At 67.8% G+C, this 26126-nt stretch carries 25 protein-coding genes and 1 tRNA gene; 2 read left to right on the forward strand and 24 right to left on the reverse strand.

Translation table 11 applies throughout. The features are described from left to right. Positions 1-81: 81 nt before the first annotated feature. From AC3A5K_RS04470 to tpiA, 16 genes are all read right to left on the reverse strand, one after another. Positions 82-1596, reverse strand: a complete 1515-nt coding sequence (locus tag AC3A5K_RS04470) for an NADH-quinone oxidoreductase subunit M (protein WP_487616328.1) — start codon at positions 1594-1596, stop codon at positions 82-84. A 13-nt stretch (positions 1597-1609) separates the two neighbouring features. Then, complete coding sequence (nuoL, locus tag AC3A5K_RS04475; RefSeq protein ID WP_487616329.1) at positions 1610-3778, reverse strand: NADH-quinone oxidoreductase subunit L; 2169 nt, start codon at positions 3776-3778, stop codon at positions 1610-1612. Between the two features lie 7 nt (positions 3779-3785). Then, positions 3786-4112, reverse strand: coding sequence for an NADH-quinone oxidoreductase subunit NuoK (gene nuoK / locus AC3A5K_RS04480; protein ID WP_055247260.1), 327 nt, complete (start codon positions 4110-4112; stop codon positions 3786-3788). Further along, positions 4109-4750, reverse strand: coding sequence for an NADH-quinone oxidoreductase subunit J (locus tag AC3A5K_RS04485; protein WP_487616330.1), 642 nt, complete (start codon positions 4748-4750; stop codon positions 4109-4111). The genes nuoK and AC3A5K_RS04485 overlap by 4 nt, the downstream gene beginning before the upstream one ends. A gap of 3 nt (positions 4751-4753) precedes the next feature. After that, complete coding sequence (gene nuoI, locus AC3A5K_RS04490) at positions 4754-5242, reverse strand: NADH-quinone oxidoreductase subunit NuoI (protein ID WP_487616331.1); 489 nt, start codon at positions 5240-5242, stop codon at positions 4754-4756. After that, positions 5242-6327 (reverse strand): NADH-quinone oxidoreductase subunit NuoH, encoded by a 1086-nt coding sequence (gene nuoH / locus AC3A5K_RS04495; RefSeq protein WP_487616332.1) that lies wholly within the window; start codon positions 6325-6327, stop codon positions 5242-5244. Before nuoH ends, nuoI begins: the two co-directional genes overlap by 1 nt. Then, positions 6324-8555 (reverse strand): NADH-quinone oxidoreductase subunit NuoG, encoded by a 2232-nt coding sequence (nuoG, locus tag AC3A5K_RS04500; RefSeq protein WP_487616333.1) that lies wholly within the window; start codon positions 8553-8555, stop codon positions 6324-6326. Before nuoG ends, nuoH begins: the two co-directional genes overlap by 4 nt. Continuing rightward, the gene (gene nuoF, locus AC3A5K_RS04505) at positions 8552-9919 is read right to left on the reverse strand and encodes an NADH-quinone oxidoreductase subunit NuoF (protein WP_487616334.1); all 1368 of its coding nucleotides are present in this window, start codon (positions 9917-9919) and stop codon (positions 8552-8554) included. Before nuoF ends, nuoG begins: the two co-directional genes overlap by 4 nt. Before the next feature lie 14 nt (positions 9920-9933). Then, positions 9934-10461 (reverse strand): NADH-quinone oxidoreductase subunit NuoE, encoded by a 528-nt coding sequence (gene nuoE / locus AC3A5K_RS04510; RefSeq protein ID WP_487616335.1) that lies wholly within the window; start codon positions 10459-10461, stop codon positions 9934-9936. Next, positions 10458-11774 (reverse strand): NADH-quinone oxidoreductase subunit D, encoded by a 1317-nt coding sequence (locus AC3A5K_RS04515; RefSeq protein WP_487616336.1) that lies wholly within the window; start codon positions 11772-11774, stop codon positions 10458-10460. The genes nuoE and AC3A5K_RS04515 overlap by 4 nt, the downstream gene beginning before the upstream one ends. Further along, positions 11774-12532, reverse strand: a complete 759-nt coding sequence (locus AC3A5K_RS04520; protein ID WP_487617048.1) for an NADH-quinone oxidoreductase subunit C — start codon at positions 12530-12532, stop codon at positions 11774-11776. The genes AC3A5K_RS04515 and AC3A5K_RS04520 overlap by 1 nt, the downstream gene beginning before the upstream one ends. 7 nt (positions 12533-12539) lie before the next feature. Next, positions 12540-13118 carry a NuoB/complex I 20 kDa subunit family protein gene (locus AC3A5K_RS04525; protein ID WP_487616337.1) on the reverse strand — a complete coding sequence of 193 codons (579 nt, stop codon included), beginning with the start codon at positions 13116-13118 and terminating at the stop codon, positions 12540-12542. Next, positions 13109-13465 (reverse strand): NADH-quinone oxidoreductase subunit A, encoded by a 357-nt coding sequence (locus AC3A5K_RS04530; protein ID WP_272761141.1) that lies wholly within the window; start codon positions 13463-13465, stop codon positions 13109-13111. Before AC3A5K_RS04530 ends, AC3A5K_RS04525 begins: the two co-directional genes overlap by 10 nt. A gap of 346 nt (positions 13466-13811) precedes the next feature. Next, positions 13812-13896: transfer RNA gene (locus AC3A5K_RS04535), tRNA-Leu, on the reverse strand. Positions 13897-13959: 63 nt separating this feature from the next. Further along, positions 13960-14403, reverse strand: coding sequence for a preprotein translocase subunit SecG (gene secG / locus AC3A5K_RS04540; protein ID WP_487616338.1), 444 nt, complete (start codon positions 14401-14403; stop codon positions 13960-13962). A gap of 46 nt (positions 14404-14449) precedes the next feature. Then, on the reverse strand, positions 14450-15214 hold the full coding sequence (gene tpiA, locus AC3A5K_RS04545; protein WP_487616339.1) for a triose-phosphate isomerase: 765 nt from the start codon (positions 15212-15214) through the stop codon (positions 14450-14452). A 326-nt stretch (positions 15215-15540) separates the two neighbouring features. Here tpiA and AC3A5K_RS04550 point away from each other — a divergent pair, with 326 nt between their 5' ends. Beyond that, entirely contained in the window at positions 15541-16260 is a 720-nt protein-coding gene (locus tag AC3A5K_RS04550) for a DUF481 domain-containing protein (RefSeq protein WP_487616340.1), read from the forward strand. 111 nt (positions 16261-16371) lie between these two features. Here AC3A5K_RS04550 and AC3A5K_RS04555 read toward each other — a convergent pair whose 3' ends face one another. The 5 genes from AC3A5K_RS04555 to trpB form a co-directional block, all read right to left on the reverse strand. Further along, positions 16372-17325 carry an isopenicillin N synthase family dioxygenase gene (locus tag AC3A5K_RS04555; RefSeq protein ID WP_487616341.1) on the reverse strand — a complete coding sequence of 318 codons (954 nt, stop codon included), beginning with the start codon at positions 17323-17325 and terminating at the stop codon, positions 16372-16374. Between the two features lie 16 nt (positions 17326-17341). Further along, entirely contained in the window at positions 17342-18691 is a 1350-nt protein-coding gene (gene glmM / locus AC3A5K_RS04560; RefSeq protein ID WP_487616342.1) for a phosphoglucosamine mutase, read from the reverse strand. Continuing rightward, entirely contained in the window at positions 18688-19566 is an 879-nt protein-coding gene (gene accD / locus AC3A5K_RS04565; RefSeq protein WP_487616343.1) for an acetyl-CoA carboxylase, carboxyltransferase subunit beta, read from the reverse strand. Before accD ends, glmM begins: the two co-directional genes overlap by 4 nt. Positions 19567-19660: 94 nt before the next feature. Further along, positions 19661-20467 (reverse strand): tryptophan synthase subunit alpha, encoded by an 807-nt coding sequence (trpA, locus tag AC3A5K_RS04570; protein WP_487616344.1) that lies wholly within the window; start codon positions 20465-20467, stop codon positions 19661-19663. A gap of 71 nt (positions 20468-20538) precedes the next feature. After that, positions 20539-21756: a tryptophan synthase subunit beta gene (trpB, locus tag AC3A5K_RS04575; protein WP_487616345.1), complete on the reverse strand. Its 1218-nt coding sequence runs from the start codon at positions 21754-21756 to the stop codon at positions 20539-20541. 108 nt (positions 21757-21864) lie between these two features. On the opposite strand from trpB, the gene AC3A5K_RS04580 reads away from it, so the two are divergent. Continuing rightward, a complete protein-coding gene (locus AC3A5K_RS04580; RefSeq protein WP_487616346.1) occupies positions 21865-22752 on the forward strand; it encodes a LysR family transcriptional regulator in 888 nt (295 codons plus the stop codon). Positions 22753-22812: 60 nt separating this feature from the next. Here the strand turns inward: AC3A5K_RS04580 and AC3A5K_RS04585 are convergent, their stop codons facing one another. The 3 genes from AC3A5K_RS04585 to AC3A5K_RS04595 are packed head-to-tail and all read right to left on the reverse strand — an operon-like array spanning position 22813 to position 26109. Then, the gene (locus AC3A5K_RS04585; protein WP_487616347.1) at positions 22813-23448 is read right to left on the reverse strand and encodes a phosphoribosylanthranilate isomerase; all 636 of its coding nucleotides are present in this window, start codon (positions 23446-23448) and stop codon (positions 22813-22815) included. Beyond that, positions 23445-24233, reverse strand: coding sequence for a tRNA pseudouridine(38-40) synthase TruA (truA, locus tag AC3A5K_RS04590; protein ID WP_487616348.1), 789 nt, complete (start codon positions 24231-24233; stop codon positions 23445-23447). The genes AC3A5K_RS04585 and truA overlap by 4 nt, the downstream gene beginning before the upstream one ends. 10 nt (positions 24234-24243) lie before the next feature. Next, on the reverse strand, positions 24244-26109 hold the full coding sequence (locus tag AC3A5K_RS04595; RefSeq protein WP_487616349.1) for a motility hub landmark protein FimV: 1866 nt from the start codon (positions 26107-26109) through the stop codon (positions 24244-24246). Between the last annotated feature and the right edge of the window lie 17 nt (positions 26110-26126).

Consider the following 26126-nt stretch of genomic DNA (forward strand, 5'->3'; position numbering starts at 1 on the left):
CGGCCCGGCCATCCATGGCCGGGCGTTCCCGAACGCGGCAGCCGCCTTGAAGGCGCCCGCCAAGCACGCGTCCGCTCACCCTCAAAGCTTGCTTACGGCGATCAGGTTCGCCAGTTGCGCGATGGACGGCTCCATCAGGTCGGTCAGCGGCTTGGGATACAGGCCGATCAGCAGCGTGCCCGCGGCGAACACGCCCAGCACCAGCGCCTCGCGGGCATTGATGTCCTTGAGCGCGGCGACGTGTGCATTGGCGACTTCGCCGTACAGCACGCGCTTCACCAGCCACAGGGTGTAGGCCGCGCCGATGATCAGCGTGGTCGCTGCGAAGAACGCGATCAGCGGGTGGCTCTGGAACGCCGCCAGGATGACCATGAACTCGCCGACGAAGCCCGAGGTGCCCGGCAGGCCGGAGTTGGCCATCGCGAACAGCACGTAGAACGCGGCGAACCACGGCATCACGTTCGCGACCCCGCCGTAGTCCTTGATCATGCGGGTGTGCATGCGGTCGTACAGGATGCCGATGCAGGAGAACATCGCGCCGGAGATGAAGCCGTGCGAGACCATCTGCACCATCGCGCCCTGCAGGCCGAGACGCGCCGCGTCCGAACCGTCCGGCACGTCGCGCATCAGCGCGAACGCGATGAACACACCCAGCGTCACGAAGCCCATGTGCGACACGGACGAGTACGCGACCAGCTTCTTCATGTCCTGCTGGACCAGTGCGACCAGGCCGACGTAGACGATGGCGATCAGCGACAGCGCGATCACCAGCCAGGCCCATTCGTGACCCGCATCCGGGGTGATCGGCAGGTTGAAGCGCAGGAAGCCGTAGCCACCGATCTTCAGCATGATCGCGGCCAGGATCACCGAGCCGCCGGTCGGCGCCTCGACGTGCGCGTCCGGCAGCCACGTGTGCACCGGGAACATCGGCACCTTGACCGCGAATGCGGCGAGGAACGCGAAGAAGATCCAGGTCTGCTCGGTCGACGACAGGCGCAGCGCATACAGGTCGGGCAGCTGCCAGCTGCCGGCCTGCAGGTACAGGTAGATCAGCGCGACCAGCATGAAGACCGAGCCGAGGAACGTGTACAGGAAGAACTTGACCGACGCGTAGACGCGGTTCGCGCCACCCCAGACACCGATGATGATGAACATCGGGATCAGCATGGCTTCGAAAAACACGTAGAACAGCATCGCGTCCACGGCCGAGAACACGCCGATCATCATGCCTTCGAGGATCAGCATGGCCGCCAGGTACTGCGACACGCGCTTGGTCACCGACGTCCAGGCGCCGATCAGCACCAGCGCGGTGGTCAGCGTGGTCAGCACGATGAGCGCGACCGAGATGCCGTCCGCACCGAGGTGGTACTCGATGTTGAACGCGGGGATCCATTCGCGCCTTTCGAGGAACTGCAGGCCGGCATTCGCGTAATCGAAGCCGGTGAACAGCGGGATGCTGATCACGAACACCAGCAGCGCGAACGCCAGCGACACCCAGCGGGCGGCGTCGGCGCGGCGTTCGCCCAGGGCGAGGACGAGCGCACCGCCGAGGATCGGCAGCCAGATCAGGAGACTGAGGAGAGGCCAGTTCGACACGTAGGGAGTTCCGTCAACGCCAGTACTTGATGAGGAGGGCCAACAGCACGATCAGGCCGACGATCATCGCGAATGCATAGTGGTAGAGGGCACCGGACTGCAGCCGGCGGACAACGCCCGAGACCAGATCGACGACGCGCGCCGGACCGTTCACGAACAGGCCGTCAATGACCTTGGTATCGAAGATGCGCGACAGCTTGCCGAGGGCGACGCCGCCGCCGGCGAAGCCGCCGATCCACAGGTCGTCCATGCCGTACTTGTTCTCGAGCACCCGGATCGGCACGCGGAACACGCGCGCGGCCTTGGCCGGCAGTTCCGGCTTCCACCAGTACATGACCGTGGCGAGCACGAAGCCCGCGACCACCAGCCAGAATGCCGGTGCGACGAAGCCGTGCATCGCGAACGCGGCCGGGCCGTGCCACAGCTCTTCCTTCAGCGCGGCCAGCACGTCGTTGGACGCCAGCACGTGGATCACGCCGTCGAAGAACCCGCCCGCCTCGTGATGACCGGTCCAGTCGGTGCCGAACAGCATCGGACCCGCAGTGAAGTAACCGATCAGGATCGACGGGATCGCCAGCAGGATCAGCGGCAGCGTCACGACCCACGGGGACTCGTGCGGCTCGTGCGGACCGTGGTGGCCATGGTCGTCGTGCGCGTGATCGTCGTGCGCCGTCGCGGCGACCGCATGGCCGTGACCGTCGTCGTGCAGCGGCTCGTGATGGGTTTCGTGTCCGTGTGCGTCATGCGCGCCATGGGCGTCGGACGCATGCGCGTCGCGGAAGCGCTCCTTGCCGAAGTACGTCATGTACAGCAGACGGAAGCTGTAGAACGAGGTCACGAACGCACCCAGCAGCACCGACCAGTACGCGTACTGGAACACCCAGCCGCCACCGTCGCTGGCGTGCTTGGCCGCCTCGATGATCGTGTCCTTGGAGTAGAAGCCGCTGAAGAACGGCGTACCCACCAGGGCCAGCGTGCCGATGACGCTGGTCCAGAACGTGATCGGCATGTACTTGCGCAGGCCGCCCATCTTGCGCATGTCCTGCTCGTGGTGCATGCCGATGATCACCGAGCCCGCGGCCAGGAACAGCAGCGCCTTGAAGAAGGCATGCGTCATCAGGTGGAACACCGCGGCCGAGTACGCCGACACGCCGAGCGCGACGGTCATGTAGCCGAGCTGCGACAGCGTCGAGTACGCAACGACGCGCTTGATGTCGTTCTGCACGATGCCGATCAGGCCGGTGAAGAAGGCTGTGGTTGCACCGATGAAGAGGATGAACTGCAGCGCGGTTTCCGACAGCTCGAACAGCGGCGACATGCGCGCCACCATGAAGATGCCGGCGGTGACCATCGTCGCGGCATGGATCAGCGCCGAGATCGGGGTCGGGCCTTCCATCGAGTCGGGCAGCCACACGTGCAGCGGCACCTGGGCCGACTTGCCCATCGCGCCGATGAAGAGGCAGATGCAGACCAGGGTCGCGACCGACCACTCGAAGCCGGTGATCACTTCGATCGTCTGGCCGCCACCGATGGTGGAATCGGCCGCGGCGAACACGGTCGCGTAATCGAGGCTGCCGAACCAGTACAGCACGCCGGCGATACCGAGCAGGAAGCCGAAGTCGCCGACGCGGTTGACCAGGAACGCCTTCATGTTGGCGAACACCGCGGTCGGCTTCTTGAACCAGAAACCGATCAGCAGGTACGACACGAGGCCCACCGCTTCCCAGCCGAAGAACAGCTGCAGGAAGTTGTTGCCCATCACCAGCATCAGCATCGAGAAGGTGAACAGCGAGATGTAGCTGAAGAAGCGCTGGTAGCCCGGGTCCTCGGACATGTAGCCGATGGTGTAGACGTGCACCAGCAGCGACACGAACGTCACCACGACCATCATCATCGCGGTGAGGTTGTCGATCAGGAAGCCGACGTGCGCCGAATAGTTGCCGACCTCGAAGAACGTATAGACGTTCTCGTTGTACGTCGGCGCGCCCTGCATCAGCTGCCACAACGTGTAGATCGACAGCGCGCAGCTGATCGCGACACCTGCGATGGTCACGGTGTGCGCACCCGCGCGGCCGACCTGGCGGCCGAACAGGCCCGCGATGATCGAGCCCAGCAGGGGCGCCAGGACGATCGCGAGCAGCGTGGTCTGGGAGATCATGATCTCGGAAACAGCGTTCTCCATGCCCGGATCAGCCCTTCAACGTGTCGAGTTCGGCGACGTTGATCGTGCGCCGGTTGCGGAACAGCGTGACCAGGATGGCCAGGCCGATCGCGGCCTCGGCCGCAGCCACGGTGAGAATGAAGAACACAAAGATCTGCCCGGCGGCGTCGCCGAACTCGCGCGAGAACGCGATGAAGTTGATGTTGACCGCGAGCAGCATCAGCTCGATCGACATCAGCAGGATGATCACGTTCTTCCGGTTGAGGAAGATGCCCGCGACGCTGATGCAGAACAGCACCGCGCCCAGCGACAGGTAGTGCCCCAGCGCGAGGCCGGTTCCGAAGAGTTCGGTCATTTCGCTTCTCCCTCGCCCTCGCCTGCCGGCGGTTCGGCGACCGGACGCACCGCGTCCATCTTGACCACGCGCATGCGATCAGACGCCCGCACGCGCGCTTGCTCGCCCGGATTCTGATGCTTGGCGCCCGGACGGCGACGCAGCGTCAGCATCACCGCGGCGATGACGGCGACGGTCAGGATGATCGCCGCGACTTCGAACGGCAGCAGGAAGTCGGTGAACAGGCGACGTGCGATCCACACCGTGTTCGACACCCCGGCGGCATCCACCGCATCGGGTGCGAACGGCAGCATGCGGCCACGGATTCCGATCAGGGTGAGGATCTCGACCAGCATCAGCACCGCGACGACCAGACCCACCGGCAGATAGCGCACGTAGCCTTCGCGCATCGGCGCGACATCGACGTCGAGCATCATCACCACGAACAGGAACAGCACCATCACCGCGCCGACGTAGACCAGTACCAGGGCGAGGCCGAGGAACTCGGCGCCGACCAGCAGCCAGGTGCAGGCGGTGGAGAAGAACGTCAGCACCAGGAACAGCGCCGCGTGCACCGGGTTGCGGGCACTGATCACCGCCACCGCAGACATCACGGTGATCGCGGCGAAGACGAGGAATGCAATCAGGACGGGATCCATGGCTTACCTGTACGCGGAGTCGGCGGCGCGACGGTCGGCGATTTCGGCTTCGAGCCGGTCACCGATCGCCAGCAGCTGCGGCTTGGTGACGATGTTCTCGCCGCGATTCTCGAAGTGGTACTCGTGCAGATGGGTCTCGACGATCGAGTCCACCGGGCACGATTCCTCGCAGAAACCGCAGTAGATGCACTTGAACAGATCGATGTCGTAGCGCGTGGTGCGGCGGGTGCCGTCCTCGCGCTGTTCGGAATCGATGGTGATCGCCAGCGCGGGGCACACGGCCTCGCACAGCTTGCACGCGATGCAGCGCTCTTCGCCGTTGGGATACCGGCGCAGCGCATGCAGGCCACGGAAGCGCGGCGACTGCGGGGTCTTTTCCATCGGGTACATCAGCGTGTACTTGTCGCGGAACAGATACCGGAAGGTCAGCGCCATGCCGCCGAGCAACTCGAGCAGCAGCAGGCCCTTGAACCATGCAACGAACTTGGCCATTACTGCCCCGCCTCGAAAATCCCGAAGTACGCCATCAGCGCGGTAACCACGATCCAGAAGATGCTGATCGGAATGAAGACCTTCCAGCCCAACCGCATGATCTGGTCGTAGCGGTAACGCGGGAACGACGCACGGAACCAGATGAAGCAGCTGGCGAAGAAGAACACCTTCGCGAACAGCCACCACCAGCCGTCGACCGACAGCAGCGGAATGCCCCAGCCCTGGAACGGCGACAGCCAGCCGCCGAGGAAGAAGATCGCGACCAGGAAGCTGATCAGGATCATGTTCGCGTATTCGGCGAGGAAGAACAGCGCGAACGCCGACCCCGAATACTCGACCATGTGACCGGCGACGATTTCCGACTCGCCTTCGACGACGTCGAACGGTGCGCGGTTGGTCTCGGCCACACCGGAGATGAAATAGATCACGAACAGCGGCAGCAACGGCAGCCAGAACCAGTCGAACAGGCCCTTTCCACCCGACTGCGCCATCACGATCTCGCTGAGATTGAGGCTGCCCGCGGCGACCATGACGCCGACCAGCGCGAAGCCCATCGCGATCTCGTAGCTGATCATCTGCGCCGAGGCGCGCATCGCACCGAGGAAGGCGTACTTCGAGTTCGACGCCCAGCCGGCGAGGATGATGCCGTAGATGCCCAAGCTCGTCATCGCCAGCAGGTACAGCAGGCCGGCGTTGGCGTTCGACAGCACCAGCTGCGAATCGAACGGCACCACGGCCCAGGCCGCGAATGCAGGCGCCAGCGTGATCAGCGGCGCCAGGATGTACAGCACGCGCTGCGCATTGGTCGGCTGGATCACTTCCTTGAACAGCAGTTTGAAGACGTCGGCGAAGGCCTGGAAGATGCCCATGCCGACGTACATCGGACCGTGACGCTGATGCATCCAGCCCAGCAGCTTGCGCTCCCAGACGACGTAGAACGCGACCGCGATGATCACCGGCATGGCGATCAGCAGGATCTTGAGCACGATCCAGATGATCAGCCCGATCGCGCCCAGCGACATCAGCCAGTCGTACAACGGTGCGGTGACGTCACCGAGCAGCGTTGCGGTATTCGTCACGCTCATGCCGCCACCACCTTGACCTTGCCCGCCGACAGCGCCGCGGTGGCGCCGTAGCCCGATTCCACCCACGCCGCACCGGCCGCGACACGATCGTCGACGGCGACCTGCAGCGTCGCGGTGCCCACACTGTTGGAGACCTTCGCCATCGCACCGTCGGCGACGCCCTGCTTCGCGGCCTCATCGGGATGCAGCACGATGCGCGGACCCAGGGTCAGCGGATGCGACTGCAGCGCGGCAGCACGGCGGACGAGACCGTCGACGCGATAGATCGCCTGGCTGACCGCCAGTTCCAGGCCGTCGCCATCGACCGCGGGCGCATTCGAGCGCACCACGTCGACCGGCTTCGGCACCAGACCGGCACGCAGGCCGGCGAGATCGGTGAATTCGAAACCCGGCACGCCGAGTTCGCCGCCGAGCGCGCGCAGCACGCGCCAGCCGGCACGCGCGTCGCCGGGCAGCTTGCCGGCGGCCGTCGCCCGCTGTTCGCGGCCATCGAGATTGGTCAGCGTGGCGTCGATCTCCGCCAGCGCGCCGATCGGCAGGATCACGTCGGCGACGGCACGCGTGGACTGGCAGGCGAAGTGGCTGAAGGCCACGACCTGCGCCGCGCCCAGGGCCTGCATCGCCTTCGCCTGGTCGGCGAAGTCCAGACCCGGCTCGATGCCGTAGGTCACGTAGGCGCTGCGACGCTCGGCCAGCATCGCGTTGGCGTCGCGCGAGGTCGGCAGCACGCCGAGGCGCGACAGACCGAGCGCGTTGGCACCCTGCGGAATGCGGCACAGCGACGCACCGGTCGAGGTCGCCAGCGCAGCCGCGGCCGCACGGATCTCGGCCGCGTGCGCGCCGGTCTCGGCCTGCGCACCGACGATGATCGCCGCGTGCTTGCCGGCGCGCAGCGCATCGGCGAGTTCGCCGACCTGCAGCGTCGCCGCGAGCTGCGACGGCGCCACGATGGCCTTGTCCTCGATGTCGAAGGTGAATTCGAAATCGACCGGATTGACCACGTAGACCTTGGCGCCGCGCTTCCATGCCTGACGCACGCGGTGGTGCAGCAGCGGCACTTCGTGGCGCAGGTTGGAGCCGACGATCAGGATCGCGTCGGCCTTCTCGAGCTCGGCGACCGGCATGGCGAACGTCTCGGCGATCGCGCCGTCGGACAGGTCGCGCTGCGCGATGCGGTGATCGAGGTTGCCGGTACCCAGCGATTCGGCCAGGCGTGCCAGCAGCGCGCCCTCCTCGTTCGAGGTGGCCGGATGTACCAGCACACCGAGTTCGTCGGCCGGGTTGTCGCGCAGGATCTCCGCCGCACGCGTCAGCGCCTCGTCCCACGAGGCCTCGCGCCATTCGCCGTTGTCCTTGACCAGCGGATGCACCGCGCGGTCGTCGGCCGACAGGCCCTGGTGCGAATAGCGGTCACGATCCGAGATCCAGCACTCGTTGACGGCTTCGTTGTCGCGCGGGACCGCGCGCATCACGTCGCCGCGGCGCAGATGCAGGAACAGATTGCTGCCCAGCGCGTCATGGCCGCCGAGCGATTCACGTGCGATCAGCTCCCACGGACGGGCGCGGAAACGGAACACCTTGTTGGTCAGCGCGCCGACCGGGCAGACGTCGATGACGTTGCCCGACAGCTCGGTGGTCAGCGGCTTGCCGTCGTAGGTGCCGATCTGCAGGTTCTCGCCGCGCTGCATGCCGCCCAGCTCGTAGGTGCCGGCAATGTCCGCGGTGAAGCGCACGCAGCGCGTGCACTGGATGCAGCGGGTCATTTCGGTCGCGACCAGCGGACCGAGGTCCTCGTCGGCCACGACGCGCTTGCGCTCGGCGAAGCGGCTGACCGAACGGCCGTAACCGAGCGAGAGATCCTGCAGTTCGCACTCGCCGCCCTGATCGCAGATCGGGCAGTCGAGCGGATGGTTGATCAGCAGGAACTCCATCACGTTGCGCTGCGACTTCAGTGCCTTTTCGCTGCGCGTGACGACCTGCATGCCATCCATCACCGGCGTGGCGCAGGCCGGCGCGGGCTTGGGCATCTTCTCCACTTCGACCAGGCACATGCGGCAGTTGGCCGCGATGGCGAGCTTGTCGTGGTAGCAGAAACGCGGGATCGGAATGCCGGCCTTGTCGGCGGCATGGATGATCATCGAGCCCTTGGGCGCGGCCAGTTCGACGCCGTCGATGAAGACGGTGACGTGGTCGGGCGGCAGGTTCGGATTCACGGGCTGCGCGCTCATGCGGCTACTGCCTTGGGCACGACGGTGCCGTTGCGCTGGTCGTCGACGAGGAAACGCTTGTTGACGATCGCGTACTCGAACTCGTCCCAGAAATGACGCAGGAAACCCTGCACCGGCCATGCGGCCGCTTCACCGAAGGCGCAGATGGTGTGTCCCTCGATCTGGCCGGCCGCGGCCCGCAGCATCTGCAGGTCCTCGACCGTCGCGGTGTGGTCGGCGATGCGGCACAGCATGCGGTACATCCAGCCGGTGCCTTCGCGGCACGGCGTGCACTGGCCGCAGCTTTCCTTGTAGTAGAACCGCGCGATGCGCCGGCAGGCGCGCACCATGCAGGTCGTGTCGTCCATGACGATGACCGCGCCCGAGCCGAGGCCGGAACCGGCCTTCTGCAGCGCGTCGTAATCCATCGTCAGACCCATCATGGTCTCGCCCGGCAGCACCGGCATCGAGGAACCACCCGGGATCACGCCCTTGATCGTGCGGCCTTCGCGCATGCCGCCACAGAGCGCCAGCAGATCGGCGAACGAGGTGCCCAGACGGATCTCGTGATTGCCCGGCTTTGCGACATGGCCGGAGACCGAGAAGATCTTGCAGCCGCCGTTGTTCGGCTTGCCCAGGCCCATGAACCACTCGGCGCCATTGCGCACGATGGCCGGCACCGACGCGAAGGTCTCGGTGTTGTTGATCGTCGTCGGCTTGCCGTACAGGCCGAAGTTGGCCGGGAACGGCGGCTTGAACCGCGGCTGGCCCTTCTTGCCTTCCAGCGATTCCATCAGCGCGGTTTCTTCGCCGCAGATGTAGGCGCCCGCGCCGAGCGCGTTGTACAGATCGATGTCGATGCCCGAGCCGAGCAGGTTCTTGCCCAGCCAGCCGTTGGCGTATGCCTCGGCCGTGGCTTCTTCCAGATGTTCGAAGGGCTCGTGGTGGAACTCGCCGCGCAGGTAGTTGTAGCCCACCGCCGAGCCGGTCGCGTAGCACGCGATCGCCATGCCCTCGATGACCGAATGCGGGTTGTAGCGCAGGATGTCGCGGTCTTTCGCGGTGCCCGGCTCGGATTCGTCCGAATTACAGAGGATGTACTTCTGCATCTCGCCCTTCGGCATGAAGCTCCACTTCAGACCGGTCGGGAAGCCCGCGCCGCCGCGGCCGCGCAGGCCTGACTGCTTGACCATTTCGATGATGTCGGCCGGCGGGATCTTCTCTTCGAGGATCTTGCGCAGCGCACTGTAACCACCCGTTTTGAGGTAGTTCTCGTACGACCACGGCTTGTCGAAATGCAGCGTGGTGTAGACCGCCTGGTGTTCCTTCGGTGCAGGCCCGACGGGCCCGTAACCTTCGGAAGACTTGGGATGGTGATGTGCCATGTCCGCGCGATGCCTTACTTCAGACCGTCGATCAGCTCGTCCACCGTTTCGGGTGTGAGCTTCTCGTGGTAATGACCGTTGATGACCACGACCGGCGCGCCGCAGCACGCGGCGACGCACTCTTCCTCGCGCTTGAGGAAGACGCGACCGTCGGCGGTGGATTCACCGAGCTTGCAGCCCAGCTTCTTCTCGGCGTGCGCGACGAGATCCTCGGCGCCGTTGAGCCAGCAGCTGATGTTGGTGCAGAACGCGACGTTGTTGCGACCGACCTGCTCGGTTTCGAACATCGAGTAGAACGTCGCGACCTCGTAGGCCCACACAGGCGGCAGGTCCAGGTACTTGGCGACGGCGGCGATCAGCTCGTCGGTCAGCCAGCCGTTGTTCTGTTCCTGCGCCGCGAACAGACCCTGCAGCACCGCGGACCGCTTGCGGTCTTCGGGGAACTTGGTCAGCCAGTGGTCGATGTGTGCACGCGTATCGCCGCTGAGCGCGACCATCGGGTCGACGTTGCGGGCGTTCTCGAAATTGCCAGTCGCCTTCATCGGTCGACCTCTCCGAACACGATGTCATAGGTGCCGATCATCGCCACCACGTCGGACAGCATGTGCCCGCTGGTGATGGCATCCATCGACGATAGATGCGCGAAGCCGGGCGCGCGCAGATGCACGCGGAACGGCTTGTTGGCGCCGTCGGAGATCATGTAGCAGCCGAACTCGCCCTTCGGGGCCTCCACCGCGCTGTAGGTCTCGCCCGCCGGCACGCAATATCCTTCGGTGAACAGCTTGAAGTGGTGGATCAGCGCTTCCATGTCGTCCTTCATCGACTCACGCGACGGCGGCGACACCTTGTAGTTGTCGAGCATGACCGGGCCCGGATTCGCCCGCAGCCACGCCACGCACTGCTGGATGATCTTCGCCGACTGGCGCATCTCGAACATGCGCACCAGATAGCGGTCGTAGCAGTCGCCGTTGACGCCGACGGCGATGTCGAAATCGACCTCGGCGTACTTGGCGTAGGGCTGGGTCTTGCGCAGATCCCATTCGACGCCCGAACCACGCAGCATCGGACCGGTCATGCCCCAGGCCTTGGCCTTCTCCGGCGGAATCACGCCGATGCCGACCGTGCGCTGCTTCCAGATGCGGTTGTCGGTGAGCAGGGTCTCGTACTCGTCGACGCGGCTCGGGAAATCCTTCGCGAACGCGTCGAGGTAATCGAGCATCGAGCCGCCGCGCCACTTGTTGAAGCGCTTGAGCTTCTCGCCCTTGCGCCAGCGCGACTCGGCGTACTGCGGCATCTGCGCAGGCAGATCGCGGTAGACGCCGCCGGGACGGTAATAGGTCGCGTGCATGCGCGCGCCCGACACCGCCTCGTAGACGTCCATCAGTTCTTCGCGCTCGCGGAACGCGTAGAGCATCACCGCCATCGCGCCGAGATCGAGCGCGTTGGACCCCACCCACATCAGGTGGTTGAGGATGCGCGTGATCTCGTCGAACAGCGTGCGGATCCACTGCGCGCGCTCGGGCGCCTCGATGCCCATCAGGGTCTCGATGGCGCGCACGTAGGCGTGCTCGTTGCACATCATCGACACGTAGTCGAGACGATCCATGTAACCGATGGACTGGTTGAACGGCTTCGACTCGGCCAGCTTTTCGGTGCCCCGGTGCAGCAGACCTATGTGCGGATCGGCGCGCATCACGGTCTCGCCGTCCATTTCAAGGATCAGGCGCAGCACGCCGTGTGCGGACGGATGCTGGGGACCGAAGTTGAAGGTGTAGTTGCGGATTTCCTGCTTCAACGCTTCCGCACTGGGCGTGGCGTTGGCGGTGTGCAGCGAGGTGGTCGGCACGGCGCTCATCACTTGCTGCCCTCCGCACGACGGGCCATCTGCTCACCACTCGCGGTCGCATAGCGGGCATCGTCGCGGATCACGCGCGGCACGCCGACACGCGGCTCGACCGAGGTCACGGGCTCGTACACGACGCGCTTGCGCTCGGCGTCGTAACGCACTTCGACATTGCCGATCAACGGGAAATCCTTGCGGAACGGATGACCGACGAAACCGTAGTCGGTCAGGATGCGGCGCAGATCCGGGTGGCCTTCGAAGATCACGCCGAACAGGTCGAACGCCTCGCGCTCGAACCAGTTGGCGACCGGCCACAGCACCGTCAGCGACGACACCACCGGCAGATCGTCGCTCGGCGCGAAGCACTTCACGGCGACGCGGCGGTTGTGCTCGAGCGACAGCAGCTGCGCGACCGCGGCGAAACGGCGCTGCGGCACCGGAATATCGGCATCGCCCTGCGGCTGCGAGACCTGGCGGCTGCCGGTCTCGCCGAACTTGAAGCGGCCCGGCCCACGGCCTTCGACGCCGCGGCTGAAGCCTTCGGAGGACACGTCGGTGTCCCACTCGTCGCTGCCGTAGCTCAGGTAATCAGCGCCGCAGACGTCGATCAGCATTTCGAAACCGAATTCGTCGCGCAGCGCACGACAGGTCTCGAGCCAGTCGCCGGCGGTGGTGACGGTCACCTCGCCGCGCGGCAGCGCGACACCGACATCGGCCTCGGGAAAACGCGCGCGCAGACGCGTCGCGAACTGGGTCGCCGACTCACGCACAGGGTGGTCACGCATCGCGGAGCCCCGTCTTGGTCTCGCCGAAATTGGTGCTGCGGCGGATCTTCTTCTGCAGCTGCAGGATGCCGTAGATCAGCGCTTCTGCCGTCGGCGGGCAACCCGGCACGTAGACGTCCACCGGCACGATGCGGTCGCAGCCGCGCACCACCGAATACGAGTAGTGGTAGTAGCCGCCGCCGTTGGCGCAGCTGCCCATCGAGATGACCCACTTCGGATCCGGCATCTGGTCGTAGACCCGGCGCAGCGCCGGCGCCATCTTGTTGACCAGCGTGCCGGCGACGATCATCACGTCGGACTGGCGCGGCGACGGGCGGAACACCACGCCGTAGCGGTCGAGATCGAGGCGCGCCGCACCGGCGTGCATCATCTCCACCGCGCAGCAGGCCAGACCGAAGGTCATCGGCCACATCGAACCGGTACGCGCCCAGTTGAGCAGCGCATCGGAACTGGTGGTGACGAAGCCGCGCTCGAGCAGCGGGTTCTCGCCTTCGGGGCGCAGGATGTCGTCCACCCGGCCTTCCGGCAGCGGGTTGTTCATCAGGCGCGCGACGGTCTGGTTCACTCCCATTCCAGCGCTCCCTTCTTCCATACGTAGACGAAGCCGAGCAGCAGCATGCCGGCGAAAATGCCCATCTCGATCAGACCGAGCACACCGAGTTCACGGAACACGGTGGCCCAGGGCACGATGAAGATGATTTCCAGATCGAAGACGATGAACTGGATCGCGATCAGGTAGTAGCGCACGTCGAACTGCATGCGCGCGTCCTCGAATGCTTCGAATCCGCATTCGTAGGGCGACAGCTTCTCCAGCGACGGGCGCTTGGGCCCGAGCAGGTTGCCAATGACCAGCAAGGCAATGCCGATCCCCGTGGCAACGATCAGGAACAGCAGGGTCGGCAGATATTCGGCCAGCACGCGGATGTTCTCTCGGCTACAGCCGCGCGAAGCGGCCTTGGCTCGGCGCCCCGGGGGCACCGCACTAGCGAAGCAATCAGATGCTTCACGCACATCGGGCGTCTGGCCGCACTGCGGCACAACGCCCGATCGCCGCAATTGTACCGTTTTCAGAACTGGCGAGTAAACGATTTGCCATGCCGAATCGGGTCCATCGGCGTATCGGTGTCATCGATGGCGTCACGACGCACGCCGTGCGCGCCAACAACCGGATGCCCCGCCCGGCCTGTCGCCAGAAACGAAAAACCCCGCTTGCGCGGGGAGCTTCGTCGGGGCCGGTCGGATGACCGTGACCCGTATTTCTCGATGGTGCCCAAGAGGGGACTCGAACCCCTACGACCTAAGCCGCTACCACCTCAAGGTAGTGCGTCTACCAATTCCGCCACCTGGGCAAATCTCGAAAATCCTGCTGGTTGCGCGTCAGCGATTCCAGCGGCCGCGCATTGTAGTCGGAATCAATTCGTCTGGGGAGTTTCCTGAGACGATTCCTGCACCGGATCGACCGTCGGCGCAGCCGGCACCGCGGCATCGGCCGCAGGCGCCTGCGGCACGGTCGCGGCAGGTGCGGGCGTCGGCGGCACGGGACGGGCGCCCGGCTCCGCGGGCACGGTCGGCGTGGCACGACCCATCACACCCAGATCCATGTCCATCGCGTTCGGGTTGGCGCGGTGCATCGCATACCAGGCCATGAACAGGGTGATGGCGAAGAAGGTGATCGCCAGCCACTTGGTGGCCTTGGACAGGAAATTCGAGGAGCCGCGCGCGCCGAAGACGGTCGCGGAGGCGCCGCCGCCGAAGCCGGAACCGGCCTGCGCACCGGCGCCGCGCTGCATCAGGATCAACGCGATCATCGCGATGGCGATGATGACGAACAGGATGTTGAAGACGGACAGCAGCATTGCGTGGGCGCTCTGGGTCGGGTCGGGTCGACGTGGTGATCCGGCGTTACGGCGCCGGTCGGTGTGCGGCTGCGGCGGCGATGGCGAGGAAATCGTCGGCCGCCAGCGAGGCGCCGCCGATCAGTCCGCCATCGACGTCGAGCTGCGCGAAGATCGCGGCGGCGTTGTCGGGCTTGCAGCTGCCGCCATACAGCAGCGGCAACGAATCGGCGATTCTAGCATCGTGCCGGGCGACCACGCCACGGAGGAAGGCATGGACCGCCTGGGCCTGCTCCGGGGTGGCGGTCAGGCCGGTGCCGATGGCCCAGACCGGCTCGTAGGCGACGATCGCACCGTCGAAGGCTTCGATCCCGGCATGGGCGATCACGGCCTCCAGCTGGGCCCCGATGACGGCCTCGGTCTGCCCGGATTCGCGCTGTTCGCGGCTTTCGCCCACGCACAGCACCGGCACCAGGCCACCCGCGCGGGCAGCGGCGAACTTGCGTGCGACCAGATCGTCGCTCTCGCCGTGGTACTGGCGACGCTCGCTGTGGCCGACCAGCGTATGGGTGGCGCCCACGTCGGCCAGCATTTCGGCGGCGACTTCGCCGGTATACGCGCCGGTCGCGTGCGCGCTGACGTCCTGGGCCCCGAAACCGAGCCCCTGCCCGGCGTGGCGGGCGGCCAGCAACGGGAGATACGGAAACGGCGGCAGCACCAGCACCTCGACGCCCTCGCCCGGCAGGCCGGCAGCCAGCGCTTCGATGAGCGGCGTTGCAAAGGCGCGGCTGCCGTGCAGCTTCCAGTTTCCGGCGACGATCCTGCGGCGCATCGAGCGCTCCTGAGTGACGAAGGCGCACGAGGATAGCCGATGGCACCGCGCGACCCTGCACGCCGCGCGCACCTGGGCGCCTGGCGGGGGCCGATGCAAAGCGCCGCGGCGGCGGCGGCCAGCACGTCGATCCGCGCATCCGCCGCGCGTCGAACGCCACGGCTCGTCATCGCCTTGCGCGCCGGATGCGCGTGCGCAGCGGCGATAACCGGGGATATCCGCGACGGTTTGCGCCGGTGCGGTGGCCGTCGCTGCGCATCGGCGGCACAATGCGCACCCAGCCGGCGTATAGCCGGTTTTTTTGTGTCCGCGATCCAGGAGTTCCCATGCGTTTCACCGGTCTTGCCGCCGTCGCACTGTTGTCGTGCGCGTCCGTCCCCGCCCTTGCCCTGCCCGATGCCGACGACGGCTGGAGCGGCACCGGCGAACTCGGCCTGGCGATTTCCAAGGGCAATACGGACAGCCAGACCGTCGTCGGCAAGATGGCGCTGCGCAAGGAAGACGCGCTGTGGAAGCACGCGCTGCGCGCGGCGTTCCTGTACGGCGAAAGCGACGATCTCGAGACGGCCCGGCGCTACGAACTCTTCGCCTCCAGCGGCCGGCGCACCGGCGAGCGCAGCCGCGTTTTCGGCTCCGCCCGTACCGAGCGCGACCGCTTCTCCGCGACCGAGTACCAATCGACGGTGTCGATGGGCTACGGGGTCGATGCGATCGACAGCGACGCCACCCAGCTGACGTTCGAGATCGGCCCCGGTTACCGCTGGTCCAAGGCCCAGGGCGTGCGTGAACACGACAACGGCGGCATCGTGCGCGGCGGCATGGAGTTCACCCACCAGCTGACCGCCACCACCACGCTCTACGACACGCTGCTGATCGAAGCCGGCGACGAGAACACCTTCGCCCGCAACGAACTCGGCCTGCAGGTGAAGATGACCGACGCCCTTGCCCTGAAGGCCGGTTTCGAAGTGCGCCACAACACCGAGCGCGCCGACGACCGGCGCCGTACGGACACGCTGACGACGGTCAATGTGGTGTACGGGTTCTGAGAAGCGGTCATTGGTGATTCGTGATGGGTGATTGGAAACAGCGGCATTCGATGCACTGAAACAGGAACGGCGCCCGAAGGCGCCGTTCCGAATCACGAATCACGAATCACGTTACTTCAGCTTGATCTCGCGCAGGCGCTCTTCCAGATAGCCCTGTGCGGTGATCGCTTCGGGATAGCGGCTCGGATTCTCCGCCGTCACCGTCGACGGCAGCACGTCGATCACGAAATCCGGATTCGGGTGCAGGAAGAACGGCACCGAATAACGCGGCTGGCGCGCGGCTTCGCCCGGCGGGTTGGTCACGCGGTGCGTAGTCGACGGATACACGTGGTTGGTCAGGCGCTGCAGCATGTCGCCGATGTTGACGACGATCGTGTCGGCGTCGGAGGTGAACGGCACCCACTCGCCCTGCTTGGACTTCACTTCCAGGCCCGCCGCCGAAGCGCCGACCAGCAGCGTGATCAGGTTGATGTCCTCGTGCGCGCCGGCGCGCTCGTTCGGAATGTTATCGGCGGTGATCGGCGGATAGTGGATCGGACGCAGGATGGAATTGCCGCTGTCGGTCTTGTCGACGAAGTAGTCCTCCGGCAGGCCGATGTGCAGGGCCAGTGCGGACAGCACCTTCGCGCCCAGCTGGTCGAGCGTGCGGTACAGGCCGTAGCCGTGTTCGCGGAAACCGGGCACCTCGGTCGGCCACAGGTTCGGCGGCATCACGTCGCCGTACTTCGAATCCGCCGGAATCTCGCGGCCGATGTGCCAGAACTCTTTGAGATCGGAGTGCGTGGCGCCCTTCGCGGTTTCGACGCCGAACGCGGTGTAGCCACGCGCGCCGCCGCCGCCGGCCACGTGATACTGGCGCTTGGTCGCTTCGGGCAGGGCGAAGAACGCCTTGAACACGTCGTAGGCGCCGTCGATCTGCGACTGCGGAATGCCGTGGCCGTTGATGCCGGCGAAGCCCCACTCGCGATAGGCCGCACCGAGCTCGGCCACGAAGGCCTCGCGGTCGCGGCTGTCCGCGGGATCGCTGAAGCGGCGGATGTCGAGGGTTGGAATACGGGCGGTCATGGGGAAGTCCTTGGAATCAGGCCGCGGCCGCGCGCACGGCGTCGGCCAGCTGGTCGAGGGTCGATTGCATCAGCGCGGCATCGTCGGCCTCGACGGTGACGCGCACCACGGGCTCGGTCCCGGACGGGCGCAGAAATGCACGCCCCCGCCCCTGCACGGCGGCCTGCGCCTGCGCGAGTGCGGCCTGCACGGCAGGCGCGTCGGCCGGCTTGGCGGCGCCTGCGTAGTGCACGTTGACGGTCTTCTGCGGCACCTTGGCCAGGCCGTGCAGCGCTTCCTGCAGCGACTCGCCGCGGCGACGCAGCACTTCCAGCACCTGCAGCGCGCTGATGATGCCGTCGCCCGTCGTGGCGCGGTCCAGGCACAGCAGGTGTCCGGAGGTTTCGCCGCCCAGTACGCCGCCCTGTTCGAGCAGCGCCTGGTGCACGTACCGATCGCCGACCTTGGCGCGCACGAAGCCGATGCCGGCCTCGCCGAATGCGCGCTCCAGGCCGAAGTTGCTCATCAGCGTGCCGACCACCGGCCCCTGCAGGCGACCGGACTGCTGCCAGTCGCGCGCGAGCACGTACAACAGGTCGTCGCCGTCGCGCACCGTGCCGTTGGCGTCGACGAACAGCACGCGGTCGCCGTCGCCGTCGAAGGCGATGCCGAGGTTCGCGCCGCTGCGGCTGACACGCTCGCTCAGGTGTTCGGGATGGGTGGAACCGACGCCGTCGTTGATGTTGAGGCCATTGGGCTCGGCGCCGATCACCTCGACCTGCGCGCCCAGTTCGCGCAGCACGATCGGGCCGACCTGATAGGTCGCGCCATTCGCACAGTCGACGACGATGCGCATGCCTCCAAGATCGAACCCGCGCGGCACCGAGGCCTTGCAGGCTTCCACGTAGCGGCCGACCGCATCGCGCGTGCGCACGGCCTTGCCCAGTTTCTCGGAGGCCACGGTGCGGAACGGCTGATCCAGCGCGGCTTCGATCGCAAGCTCGGTCGCGTCGTCGAGCTTCTCGCCGTGCGCGCTGAAGAACTTGATGCCGTTGTCGTGGTGCGGATTGTGCGAGGCGGAAATGACGATACCGCCATCGGCGCCGAGCGAGCGTGTCAGGTGCGCGACGGCAGGCGTGGGCATCGGGCCCATCAGCTGCACATCGACGCCGGCCGCAACCAGTCCGGCTTCCAGCGCCGCCTCGAACATGTAGTTCGAGATGCGCGTGTCCTTGCCGATCAGCACCTGCGGGCGGCGCCAGTCACTGCCGCGCGAGCGCAGCGAATGCCCGTAAGCGTTGCCCAGACGCAGCACGAAATCGGCCGAGATCGCGCCTTCACCGACACGCCCGCGAATGCCGTCGGTGCCGAAGTAGCGTCGGCTCATGCGGCGGAGTCCGCCATCGGCTGGCGCATCATCATCGCCAGCAGGCGCGCGATGCGGTCGCGCAGCTCGCGCCGGTCGCAGATCTGGTCGATCGCGCCGTGTTCCACCAGGAACTCGCTGCGCTGGAAGCCTTCCGGCAGCGTCTCGCGCACGGTCTGCTCGATCACGCGCGGGCCGGCGAAACCGATCAGCGCTTCGGGCTCGGCCATGTTGATGTCGCCCAGCATCGCAAACGACGCCGACACGCCACCGGTCGTGGGATGGGTCATCACCGAGATGTACGGCAGGCCCGCCGCGCGCAGGCGGCCGAGCGCGGCCGAGGTCTTGGCCATCTGCATCAGCGAGAACAGGCTTTCCTGCATGCGCGCGCCGCCACTGGCGGAGAAGTTGACGAACGGGCTGCCGATTTCCAGCGCGCGTTCCGCGCCGCGGGTGAACCGCTCGCCGACGACCGAGCCCATCGAACCGCCCATATAGGCGAAATCGAAGGCCGAGGCCACGATCGGCTGCGACTTCAGCAGCCCTTCCATGACGATCAGCGCATCGCGCTCGCCGGTGGCGCGCTGGGCGGCCTTGATGCGGTCCGAGTAGCGCTTCTGGTCGCGGAACTTCAGGACGTCGGTCGGGCCCAGATCGCCCGCGATCTCACGTCCGGAACCGGCATCGAGAAAGGTCTTCAGGCGCGCGCGGGCGCGGATCGGGCGATGGAAGGCGCACTTGGGGCACACCTCCAGGTTTTCCTCCAGCTCGGGGCCGTAGAGGACGTTGCCGCAGCGATCGCACTTTTCCCAGAGTCCCTCGGGGACGCTGCGCTTCTTGACCGCGGCGGCATCGGTACGGATGCGCGCCGGCATGATTTTCTGCAACCAGGACATGGGCCTGTCTTCTCCCGACGGCCGGTACGGGGCCGTGAAGCGCGGAAGTGTAACCGACCGCCGGGGGCCACCCGACAGGCCCGGCTCCGGCCGGTCAGCCGGCGTCGAGGGCCGCCCGCAACGGCGCCAGGAAGCGGCGCGCGCGGTCTGCCGCGTCGTCCGGCGTGGCGGCGCCATCCAGCGCATCGACCAGCGCACTGCCCACCACCACGCCATCGGCCGCCCCGGCCATCGCCGCCGCGCTGGCGGCGTCGCGGATGCCGAATCCGGCCACGACCGGCACCCGGCTGGCCTCGCGCAGGGCCCGCAAGCGGGTGCCGGCCTGGGCGGTATCGAGGCGGTCGGCCGCGCCGGTCACCCCGGCGAAGCTGACGTAATACAGATAGCCCTGCGCCTCCTCGCACAGCGTGCGGGTCCGCGCCTCGGTGGTCGTCGGCGACGCCAGCAGCACCAGTGCGATGCCGTGCGCGGCGAACGCCTCGCGGAACTCGCCGGCCTCTTCCGGCGGCAGGTCGACCAGCAGGACACCGTCGACACCGGCGTCCTGCGCCTGCGCCGAGAACGTCGCCGCGCCGCGGATGTCGATCGGGTTCAGATAGCCCATCAGCACGACCGGCGTGGCGTCGTCCTGCCTGCGGAATTCGCGCACCGCATCGAGCACATAGGTCATGCCCGCACCGCGGCCGAGTGCGCGTTCGGAACTGCGCTGGATCGTCGGGCCGTCGGCCATCGGATCGGAAAACGGCACGCCGAGTTCGATGACATCGGCGCCGGCCGCGACCAGCGTGTGCATGACGGGCACCGTCGCCTCGAGCGAGGGATCACCGGCGGTGAAGAACGGGATCAGGGCCTTGCGGCCGGCTTTGCTGAGCGCGGCGAAACGGGTGTCGATGCGGTTCATGGGGGTCCGTGGCAATGCGGTGCGCCGGGCTGTCGGGTTCGACAGTCCGTCCTGGATATCGATGCCCGCGCTCACAGCGCGATGCCTTCCCGCTGCGCGATCGTGTGCACGTCCTTGTCGCCGCGGCCGGACAGGTTGGCCAGCACGATCGCGTCATTCGGCAGCTCGCGCGCGAGCTTGATCGCCTGCGCGATGGCGTGGCTGGATTCGAGCGCGGCGAGGATGCCTTCGGTCTTGGCGAGCTGGTGGAACGCGGCCAGGGCTTCGTCGTCGGTGATGCCGACGTACTGCGCGCGGCCGGCGTCGGCGAGGAAGGAATGCTCGGGCCCGACGCCCGGGTAATCGAGGCCGGCGGAGACCGAATGCGTCTCGGTGATCTGGCCGTCGTCGTCGCAGATCACATAGGTGCGGTTGCCGTGCAGCACGCCCGGGCGACCGGCGGCGATGGAAGCCGCATGGCGCCCGGTGTCGATGCCGTCGCCCGCGGCTTCAGCGCCGACGATGCGCACGTCCGCGTCATTGAGGAAGGCATGGAACAGGCCGATCGCGTTGCTGCCGCCACCGACGCAGGCGGTGATCGCATCGGGCAGGCGGCCGTACTCGGCCAGCATCTGCTCGCGCGCTTCGCGGCCGACGATGGCGTTGAAGTCGCGGACCATGCGCGGATACGGGTCCGGGCCGGCCACGGTGCCGATGATGTAGAAGGTGTCCTGGACGTTCGTGACCCAGTCGCGCATGGCTTCGTTGAGTGCGTCCTTGAGGGTCGCCGAGCCACTGGTCACCGGCACCACCGTCGCGCCGAGCAGCTGCATCCGGTAAACGTTGATCTTCTGGCGCTCGATGTCGGTCGCGCCCATGTAGACCACGCATTCCAGGCCCAGTCGCGCGGCGACGGTCGCACTCGCCACGCCGTGCTGGCCGGCGCCGGTCTCGGCGATGATCCGGGTCTTGCCCATGCGGCTGGCGAGCAGCGCCTGGCCGACGGTGTTGTTGATCTTGTGCGCGCCGGTGTGGTTCAGGTCCTCGCGCTTGAGCAGGATGCGCGCGCCGCCGACGGCGTCGCTGAGCCGCTCGGCGTGATAGATCGGGCTCGGCCGGCCGACGTAGTGGGCCAGATCCTTGTCGAAGGCCTGCTGGAATGCGGGATCGGCCTTGGCGGTGTCGTAGGCCGCCGCCAGTTCGGCGATCGGCCCCATGAGCGTCTCGGCGACGAAGCGCCCGCCGTAGCGGCCGAAGTGGCCATTGGCGTCGGGCCAGGCGTGGAAATCGGTGATCGGCATTGCGGACATGGCGGTCGACGGCAGGCCGTCGCGGTGCGGGGAGACCTGCACTCTAGCGCACGGGTCCGCGCCGCCAGAAGCGATAAGATCTGCGCGATCCGTCAGGAAATCTCACACATGCCGCGTGCCAATCTGCCCCCGCTCAATGCGATCCGTGCGTTCGAGGCCGCGGCGCGGCTGGGCAGTCTGAGCCGCGCCGCCGAGGAACTGCATGTGACCCACGGTGCGATCAGCCGCCAGGTGCGCCTGCTCGAAGACGCGGTCGGTGCCGCCCTGTTCGTCCGCGCCGGCCGCGGGCTGCGCCTGACCGGCGCCGGCGAGCGGCTGCGCGACGCGGCAGGCGACGCCTTCGATGCACTCCGCGGGGCGATCGCGGCCATCCAGCGCCCCGATGGCGGCAGTGCCCTGGTGCTCGGCTGTCCCGGCAGCCTGCTCGCACGGTGGATGATCCCGCGGCTGCCGCGCCTGGCCGATGCCCTGCCCGCGCTGACGCTGCACCTGTCGCCGCACGAGGGCACGTTCGCGCCTGCGCTGGCGGGCATCGACGCGGCCCTGCTGATCGGCAGCGCCCCGTGGCCCGAGGCGTGGCAGGTGCACACGCTGGCGGCCGAGCGGATCGGCCCGGTGCTGAGCCCGCGCCTGGCCGAGGCCGCACGCATCGCCGCGCTGACGCCTGCCGACCTGCTGGACGAACCGCTGCTGCACACCGCCTCGCGGCCGCAGGCCTGGCCCACCTGGGCGGCGCGCGCCGGCGTCGAGGCGAGCGCGCCCCGCCTGGGTACCGGCTTCGAGCATCTGTACTTCCTGCTCGAGGCCGCCACCGCGGGACTCGGTGTCGCGATCGCGCCGGAAGAGCTGGTCGCCGACGACATCGCCGCCGGCCGCCTGCTCGCGCCGTGGGGATTCGTCGAAACCGGTGCGCACTGGGTGCTGGTCACGCCGCGCGCGCGCGCCGATGCGCGCCTGGATGCACTGGCCCACTGGCTCAGGCAGGAGCTGGCCTGACGCCGCGGCGGGATCACGCGCGAGCGTGCCCCCACGCACCGCACGCCACACGGCGGACGATCAACGCGTGCCGCGCACCGCATCGACGAATGCGTGCATCCGCGCGGCGTCCTTGCGCCCCGGCGCGGTCTCGATGCCGCTGGAGACGTCGACGCCTGCAGGCCGGGCCGTGGCGATCGCCTGCGCGACGTTGCCGGCGTCGAGTCCGCCGGCCAGCCAGAACGGCCGGTCGAGCGACGCCGGCAGCGCGGCCCAGTCGAAACGCGCGCCGCTGCCGCCCGGTTCGCCTGCGGCGTGTCCGTCGAACAGGAACGCGGCCGCGCCCGGAAACGCCGACAGCGACGCGAGTGCGGTGGCGGGATCGCCGCCCATCGCGATGGCCTTCCAGTACGGCAGGCCGAAACTGCGGCAGAACGCGTCGTCCTCGGCACCGTGGAACTGCAGCACATCGGGCGCCACCGCATCGACGATGGCGGCGACCTCGTCCGCGGTGTTGTCCATCATCAACGCGACCAGCGTGAGGCGTGCAGGCACCGCAGCGCGCAGCGCACGCGCAGCGTCGATGTCCAGACGGCGGGGACTGCGCGACGCGAAGACGAATCCGACGTGGTCCACGCCCAGCAAGACGGCCTGGTCCAGATCGACGCGACGGGTCAGGCCGCAGAACTTGATGCGCGTGGCCGCGTGTCCGCTCATGGCGCGAACGAGACCTCGGCCGGCAGGCCCCATTCTGCCGGGTACAGCGGACCGAGAAAGACCAGGCCGGCAGCCGGCGCGGTGGGGCCCGCGACGCTGCGGTCGCGACCAGCCAGCAAGGTAGCGATCCAGTCTTCCGGCTGCTCGCCGGCGCCGATCTCGAGCAGCGAGCCGACGATGTTGCGCACCATGTGGTGCAGGAAGGCATTGGCCTGCACCTCGACGATCACTTCTTCGCCCACGCGCTGCACCGAAATGCGCTGCAGGTCGCGGCGCGGATTCGGCGCCTGGCAATGCACGGTGCGGAACGCGGAAAAATCATGGTCGCCGACCAGCGCCTGCGCGGCGCGATGCATCGCATCGGCATCCAGCGGACGCAGCTCCCACGACAGGTACTGACGATGCAGCGCCGGTCGTACGGCCCGGTTGAGGATGCGATAGCGGTACTGGCGCGCGCGCGCCGCGAAGCGCGCGTTGAAATCGTCGGCGACCGGCTGGCACCACAGCACGCTGACCTGCGGCGGCATCAGCGTGGTCGCGCCCAGCACCCAGGCGCGCGGCGCCCGGTCGGCGTGGGTGTCGAAATGCACGACCTGGCAGCGCGCATGCACGCCGGCATCGGTGCGCCCGGAGCAGATCGTGCCGACCGGATGGTTGGCGATCCGCGACAGCGCGGTTTCCAGCGCCGCCTGCACGGATTCCTGGCCGCCCGCGCCCGGCTTGCTCAGGCGCTGCCAGCCGTGGAATCCATTGCCGTCGTATTCGACGCCCAGCGCGAGACGCATCGAACGCAGATCAGTCGAGCGTGCGCAGCAGCCGCGCCGCTTCGCCGCCCGCCACCGGATCGTCGCCGTTGGCGACTTCCTGCAGCAGGCTGCGGGCCGTCTCGCGATCGCCGAGTTCGAGATAGGCACGCGCGAGTTCCAGCCGCTCGACGCCTGCCGGCAGCTCGACCGCGGCGTCGGACGTGTCGGGTTCGGCGATGTCATCGTCGGACGCTGGCGCCTCGAAGACGGATGCCTCGACGACCGGCTCGGCTGCGGCATCGCGCGTGACGGGCGACGGCTCGATCCGGGCTGGCGTCACCGGAGCGGACGCGTCCGGCGCACGATCCACCAAGGCCGGCGGCGGCACCGGCGCAGTCAGCGTGGCGGCGCCTGCCCCTGCGTGCCAGGTCGGCCGGACCGACGGTGCGGGTGCCGTCGACGTCTCTACTGGCGCAGGCGGCACCTCGGATGCGTCCGCGGGCGTAGACGGCCCGCCTGCTGCCGGCATGCCGGCGGCGAGCGCGGCGCTGTCGAAGCGACGCGTGGGCGCGGCCAACGGCGTGCGGGCACGGCGCGCGAACACGAACGCCAGCGCCGCCACGATCAGCAGCGCCAGCCCCAGCCACATCCAGGGCAGTCCGCCGGCGGCGGCCGCCTGCTGCTGGTTGCTGGCCTCCATCCGCTGCTGGGCCGCGGCAAGCTCGGCATCCTTGAGTTCGATCAGTTGCGCCTGTTGCTGCTGCAGCTGCTCGAGATCGGCCAGACGCGCCTTGAGCTCGTCGACCTCCGCGCTGCGGGCGGCGAGCGATTCGTTGGCCTGTTGCAGTTCCTGACGCAGCATGTCTCCTCCACCACCGGCATCGATGCCGGATTGTGTCCCCGCCTGTTGACCGTCGCCCGACGGCGGGGTGATTTCGAGTCGCGCCTGCGATCCGGCCGCTGGGCCCGCCGTAGTTGCCTCGCCTGTCGACGCGACTTCGGAAGCCGGCGCCTCGGGCTGCGGCGCCGGGCGCCGCATCTCGCGCCACTGGGCGACCTGTTCGCGCACGACCGCGTTGGCCTCGGCCACGCTGAATTCGGTCCATTCGTCGCGGGCCGGCATGCGCAGCACCGCGCCCTGGCGGACCAGGTTGAGGTTGCCGCCGATGAAGGCCTCGGGATTGGCGCGCAGCAACAGCAGCATCGCCTGGTTGACGCTGATCCCGGCCTCGCTGGCCAGCGGCGCGGCAATCGCGGACAGCGTCTGCCCGGCCTGGACCGGCGCCAGTTCGCCGCCCGCCACCGCCTGCGCGGATGCGGGACGCGCCGCAGGTGCGGACGGCGCCTGTGTGGCGATCGCATCGCCAGCGGCAGTGCGCGTCTCCGCTGGCGGCTGGGCGGCAGGCGCCGGCGTGGCGACGTCGGGCGCCCGCACGATGGTCGACGACGAGGCCGCGGCCGGCGCCTGGATCGACGGCTGCGCGGGCGCGGCCAGGGTGTCCGGCACCGCGACCAGCGCGGAATACTCGCGCACCAGACGGCCCTGTCCCCAGTCGACCTCGACCAGGAACGTCAGCGCCTCCTGCTCGACGGGCGCGGCGCTGGTGACCCGGATCACCGGGCGACCGCGCGGATCCAACGCGACGCTGAACTGCAGGTCCGAGACCAGCCCACGCGGCGGCTCGAGGCCGATCCGCGCGAAAGTCTCCGGCGATGCCAGACGCGCCTGCAACTGGCGCAGCTCGGCCGGATCGCTGGACACGACAGGGATTTCAGCCAGCAGCGGCTGGCCCTGCTGCGAGCGCACTTCGATGCGTCCGAGGCCCAGCGCCAGCACGGGACCGGCGATGGCCAGCAACACGCCCGCCAGCAGCAGGCGCGGCACGATGCGCGACATGAAGTTCCCCCTCGTCATCCGGCGACTGTAGCGGC

The organism is Luteimonas sp. Soil_C_5 (assembly GCF_057656615.1).

Bases quoted from the DNA above. Each gene is read 5' to 3' on its own strand.
- nuoL (WP_487616329.1), bottom strand. From the start codon at position 3,778: ATGGAGAACGCTGTTTCCGAGATCATGATCTCCCAGACCACGCTGCTC.
- nuoK (WP_055247260.1), bottom strand. From the start codon at position 4,112: ATGACCGAACTCTTCGGAACCGGCCTCGCGCTGGGGCACTACCTGTCG.
- AC3A5K_RS04485 (WP_487616330.1), bottom strand. From the start codon at position 4,750: ATGGATCCCGTCCTGATTGCATTCCTCGTCTTCGCCGCGATCACCGTG.
- nuoI (WP_487616331.1), bottom strand. From the start codon at position 5,242: ATGGCCAAGTTCGTTGCATGGTTCAAGGGCCTGCTGCTGCTCGAGTTG.
- nuoH (WP_487616332.1), bottom strand. From the start codon at position 6,327: ATGAGCGTGACGAATACCGCAACGCTGCTCGGTGACGTCACCGCACCG.
- nuoG (WP_487616333.1), bottom strand. From the start codon at position 8,555: ATGAGCGCGCAGCCCGTGAATCCGAACCTGCCGCCCGACCACGTCACC.
- nuoF (WP_487616334.1), bottom strand. From the start codon at position 9,919: ATGGCACATCACCATCCCAAGTCTTCCGAAGGTTACGGGCCCGTCGGG.
- nuoE (WP_487616335.1), bottom strand. From the start codon at position 10,461: ATGAAGGCGACTGGCAATTTCGAGAACGCCCGCAACGTCGACCCGATG.
- AC3A5K_RS04515 (WP_487616336.1), bottom strand. From the start codon at position 11,774: ATGAGCGCCGTGCCGACCACCTCGCTGCACACCGCCAACGCCACGCCC.
- AC3A5K_RS04525 (WP_487616337.1), bottom strand. From the start codon at position 13,118: ATGGGAGTGAACCAGACCGTCGCGCGCCTGATGAACAACCCGCTGCCG.
- secG (WP_487616338.1), bottom strand. From the start codon at position 14,403: ATGCTGCTGTCCGTCTTCAACATCCTGTTCGTCATCATCGCCATCGCG.
- tpiA (WP_487616339.1), bottom strand. From the start codon at position 15,214: ATGCGCCGCAGGATCGTCGCCGGAAACTGGAAGCTGCACGGCAGCCGC.
- AC3A5K_RS04550 (WP_487616340.1), top strand. From the start codon at position 15,541: ATGCGTTTCACCGGTCTTGCCGCCGTCGCACTGTTGTCGTGCGCGTCC.
- AC3A5K_RS04555 (WP_487616341.1), bottom strand. From the start codon at position 17,325: ATGACCGCCCGTATTCCAACCCTCGACATCCGCCGCTTCAGCGATCCC.
- glmM (WP_487616342.1), bottom strand. From the start codon at position 18,691: ATGAGCCGACGCTACTTCGGCACCGACGGCATTCGCGGGCGTGTCGGT.
- accD (WP_487616343.1), bottom strand. From the start codon at position 19,566: ATGTCCTGGTTGCAGAAAATCATGCCGGCGCGCATCCGTACCGATGCC.
- trpA (WP_487616344.1), bottom strand. From the start codon at position 20,467: ATGAACCGCATCGACACCCGTTTCGCCGCGCTCAGCAAAGCCGGCCGC.
- trpB (WP_487616345.1), bottom strand. From the start codon at position 21,756: ATGTCCGCAATGCCGATCACCGATTTCCACGCCTGGCCCGACGCCAAT.
- AC3A5K_RS04580 (WP_487616346.1), top strand. From the start codon at position 21,865: ATGCCGCGTGCCAATCTGCCCCCGCTCAATGCGATCCGTGCGTTCGAG.
- AC3A5K_RS04585 (WP_487616347.1), bottom strand. From the start codon at position 23,448: ATGAGCGGACACGCGGCCACGCGCATCAAGTTCTGCGGCCTGACCCGT.
- truA (WP_487616348.1), bottom strand. From the start codon at position 24,233: ATGCGTCTCGCGCTGGGCGTCGAATACGACGGCAATGGATTCCACGGC.
- AC3A5K_RS04595 (WP_487616349.1), bottom strand. From the start codon at position 26,109: ATGACGAGGGGGAACTTCATGTCGCGCATCGTGCCGCGCCTGCTGCTG.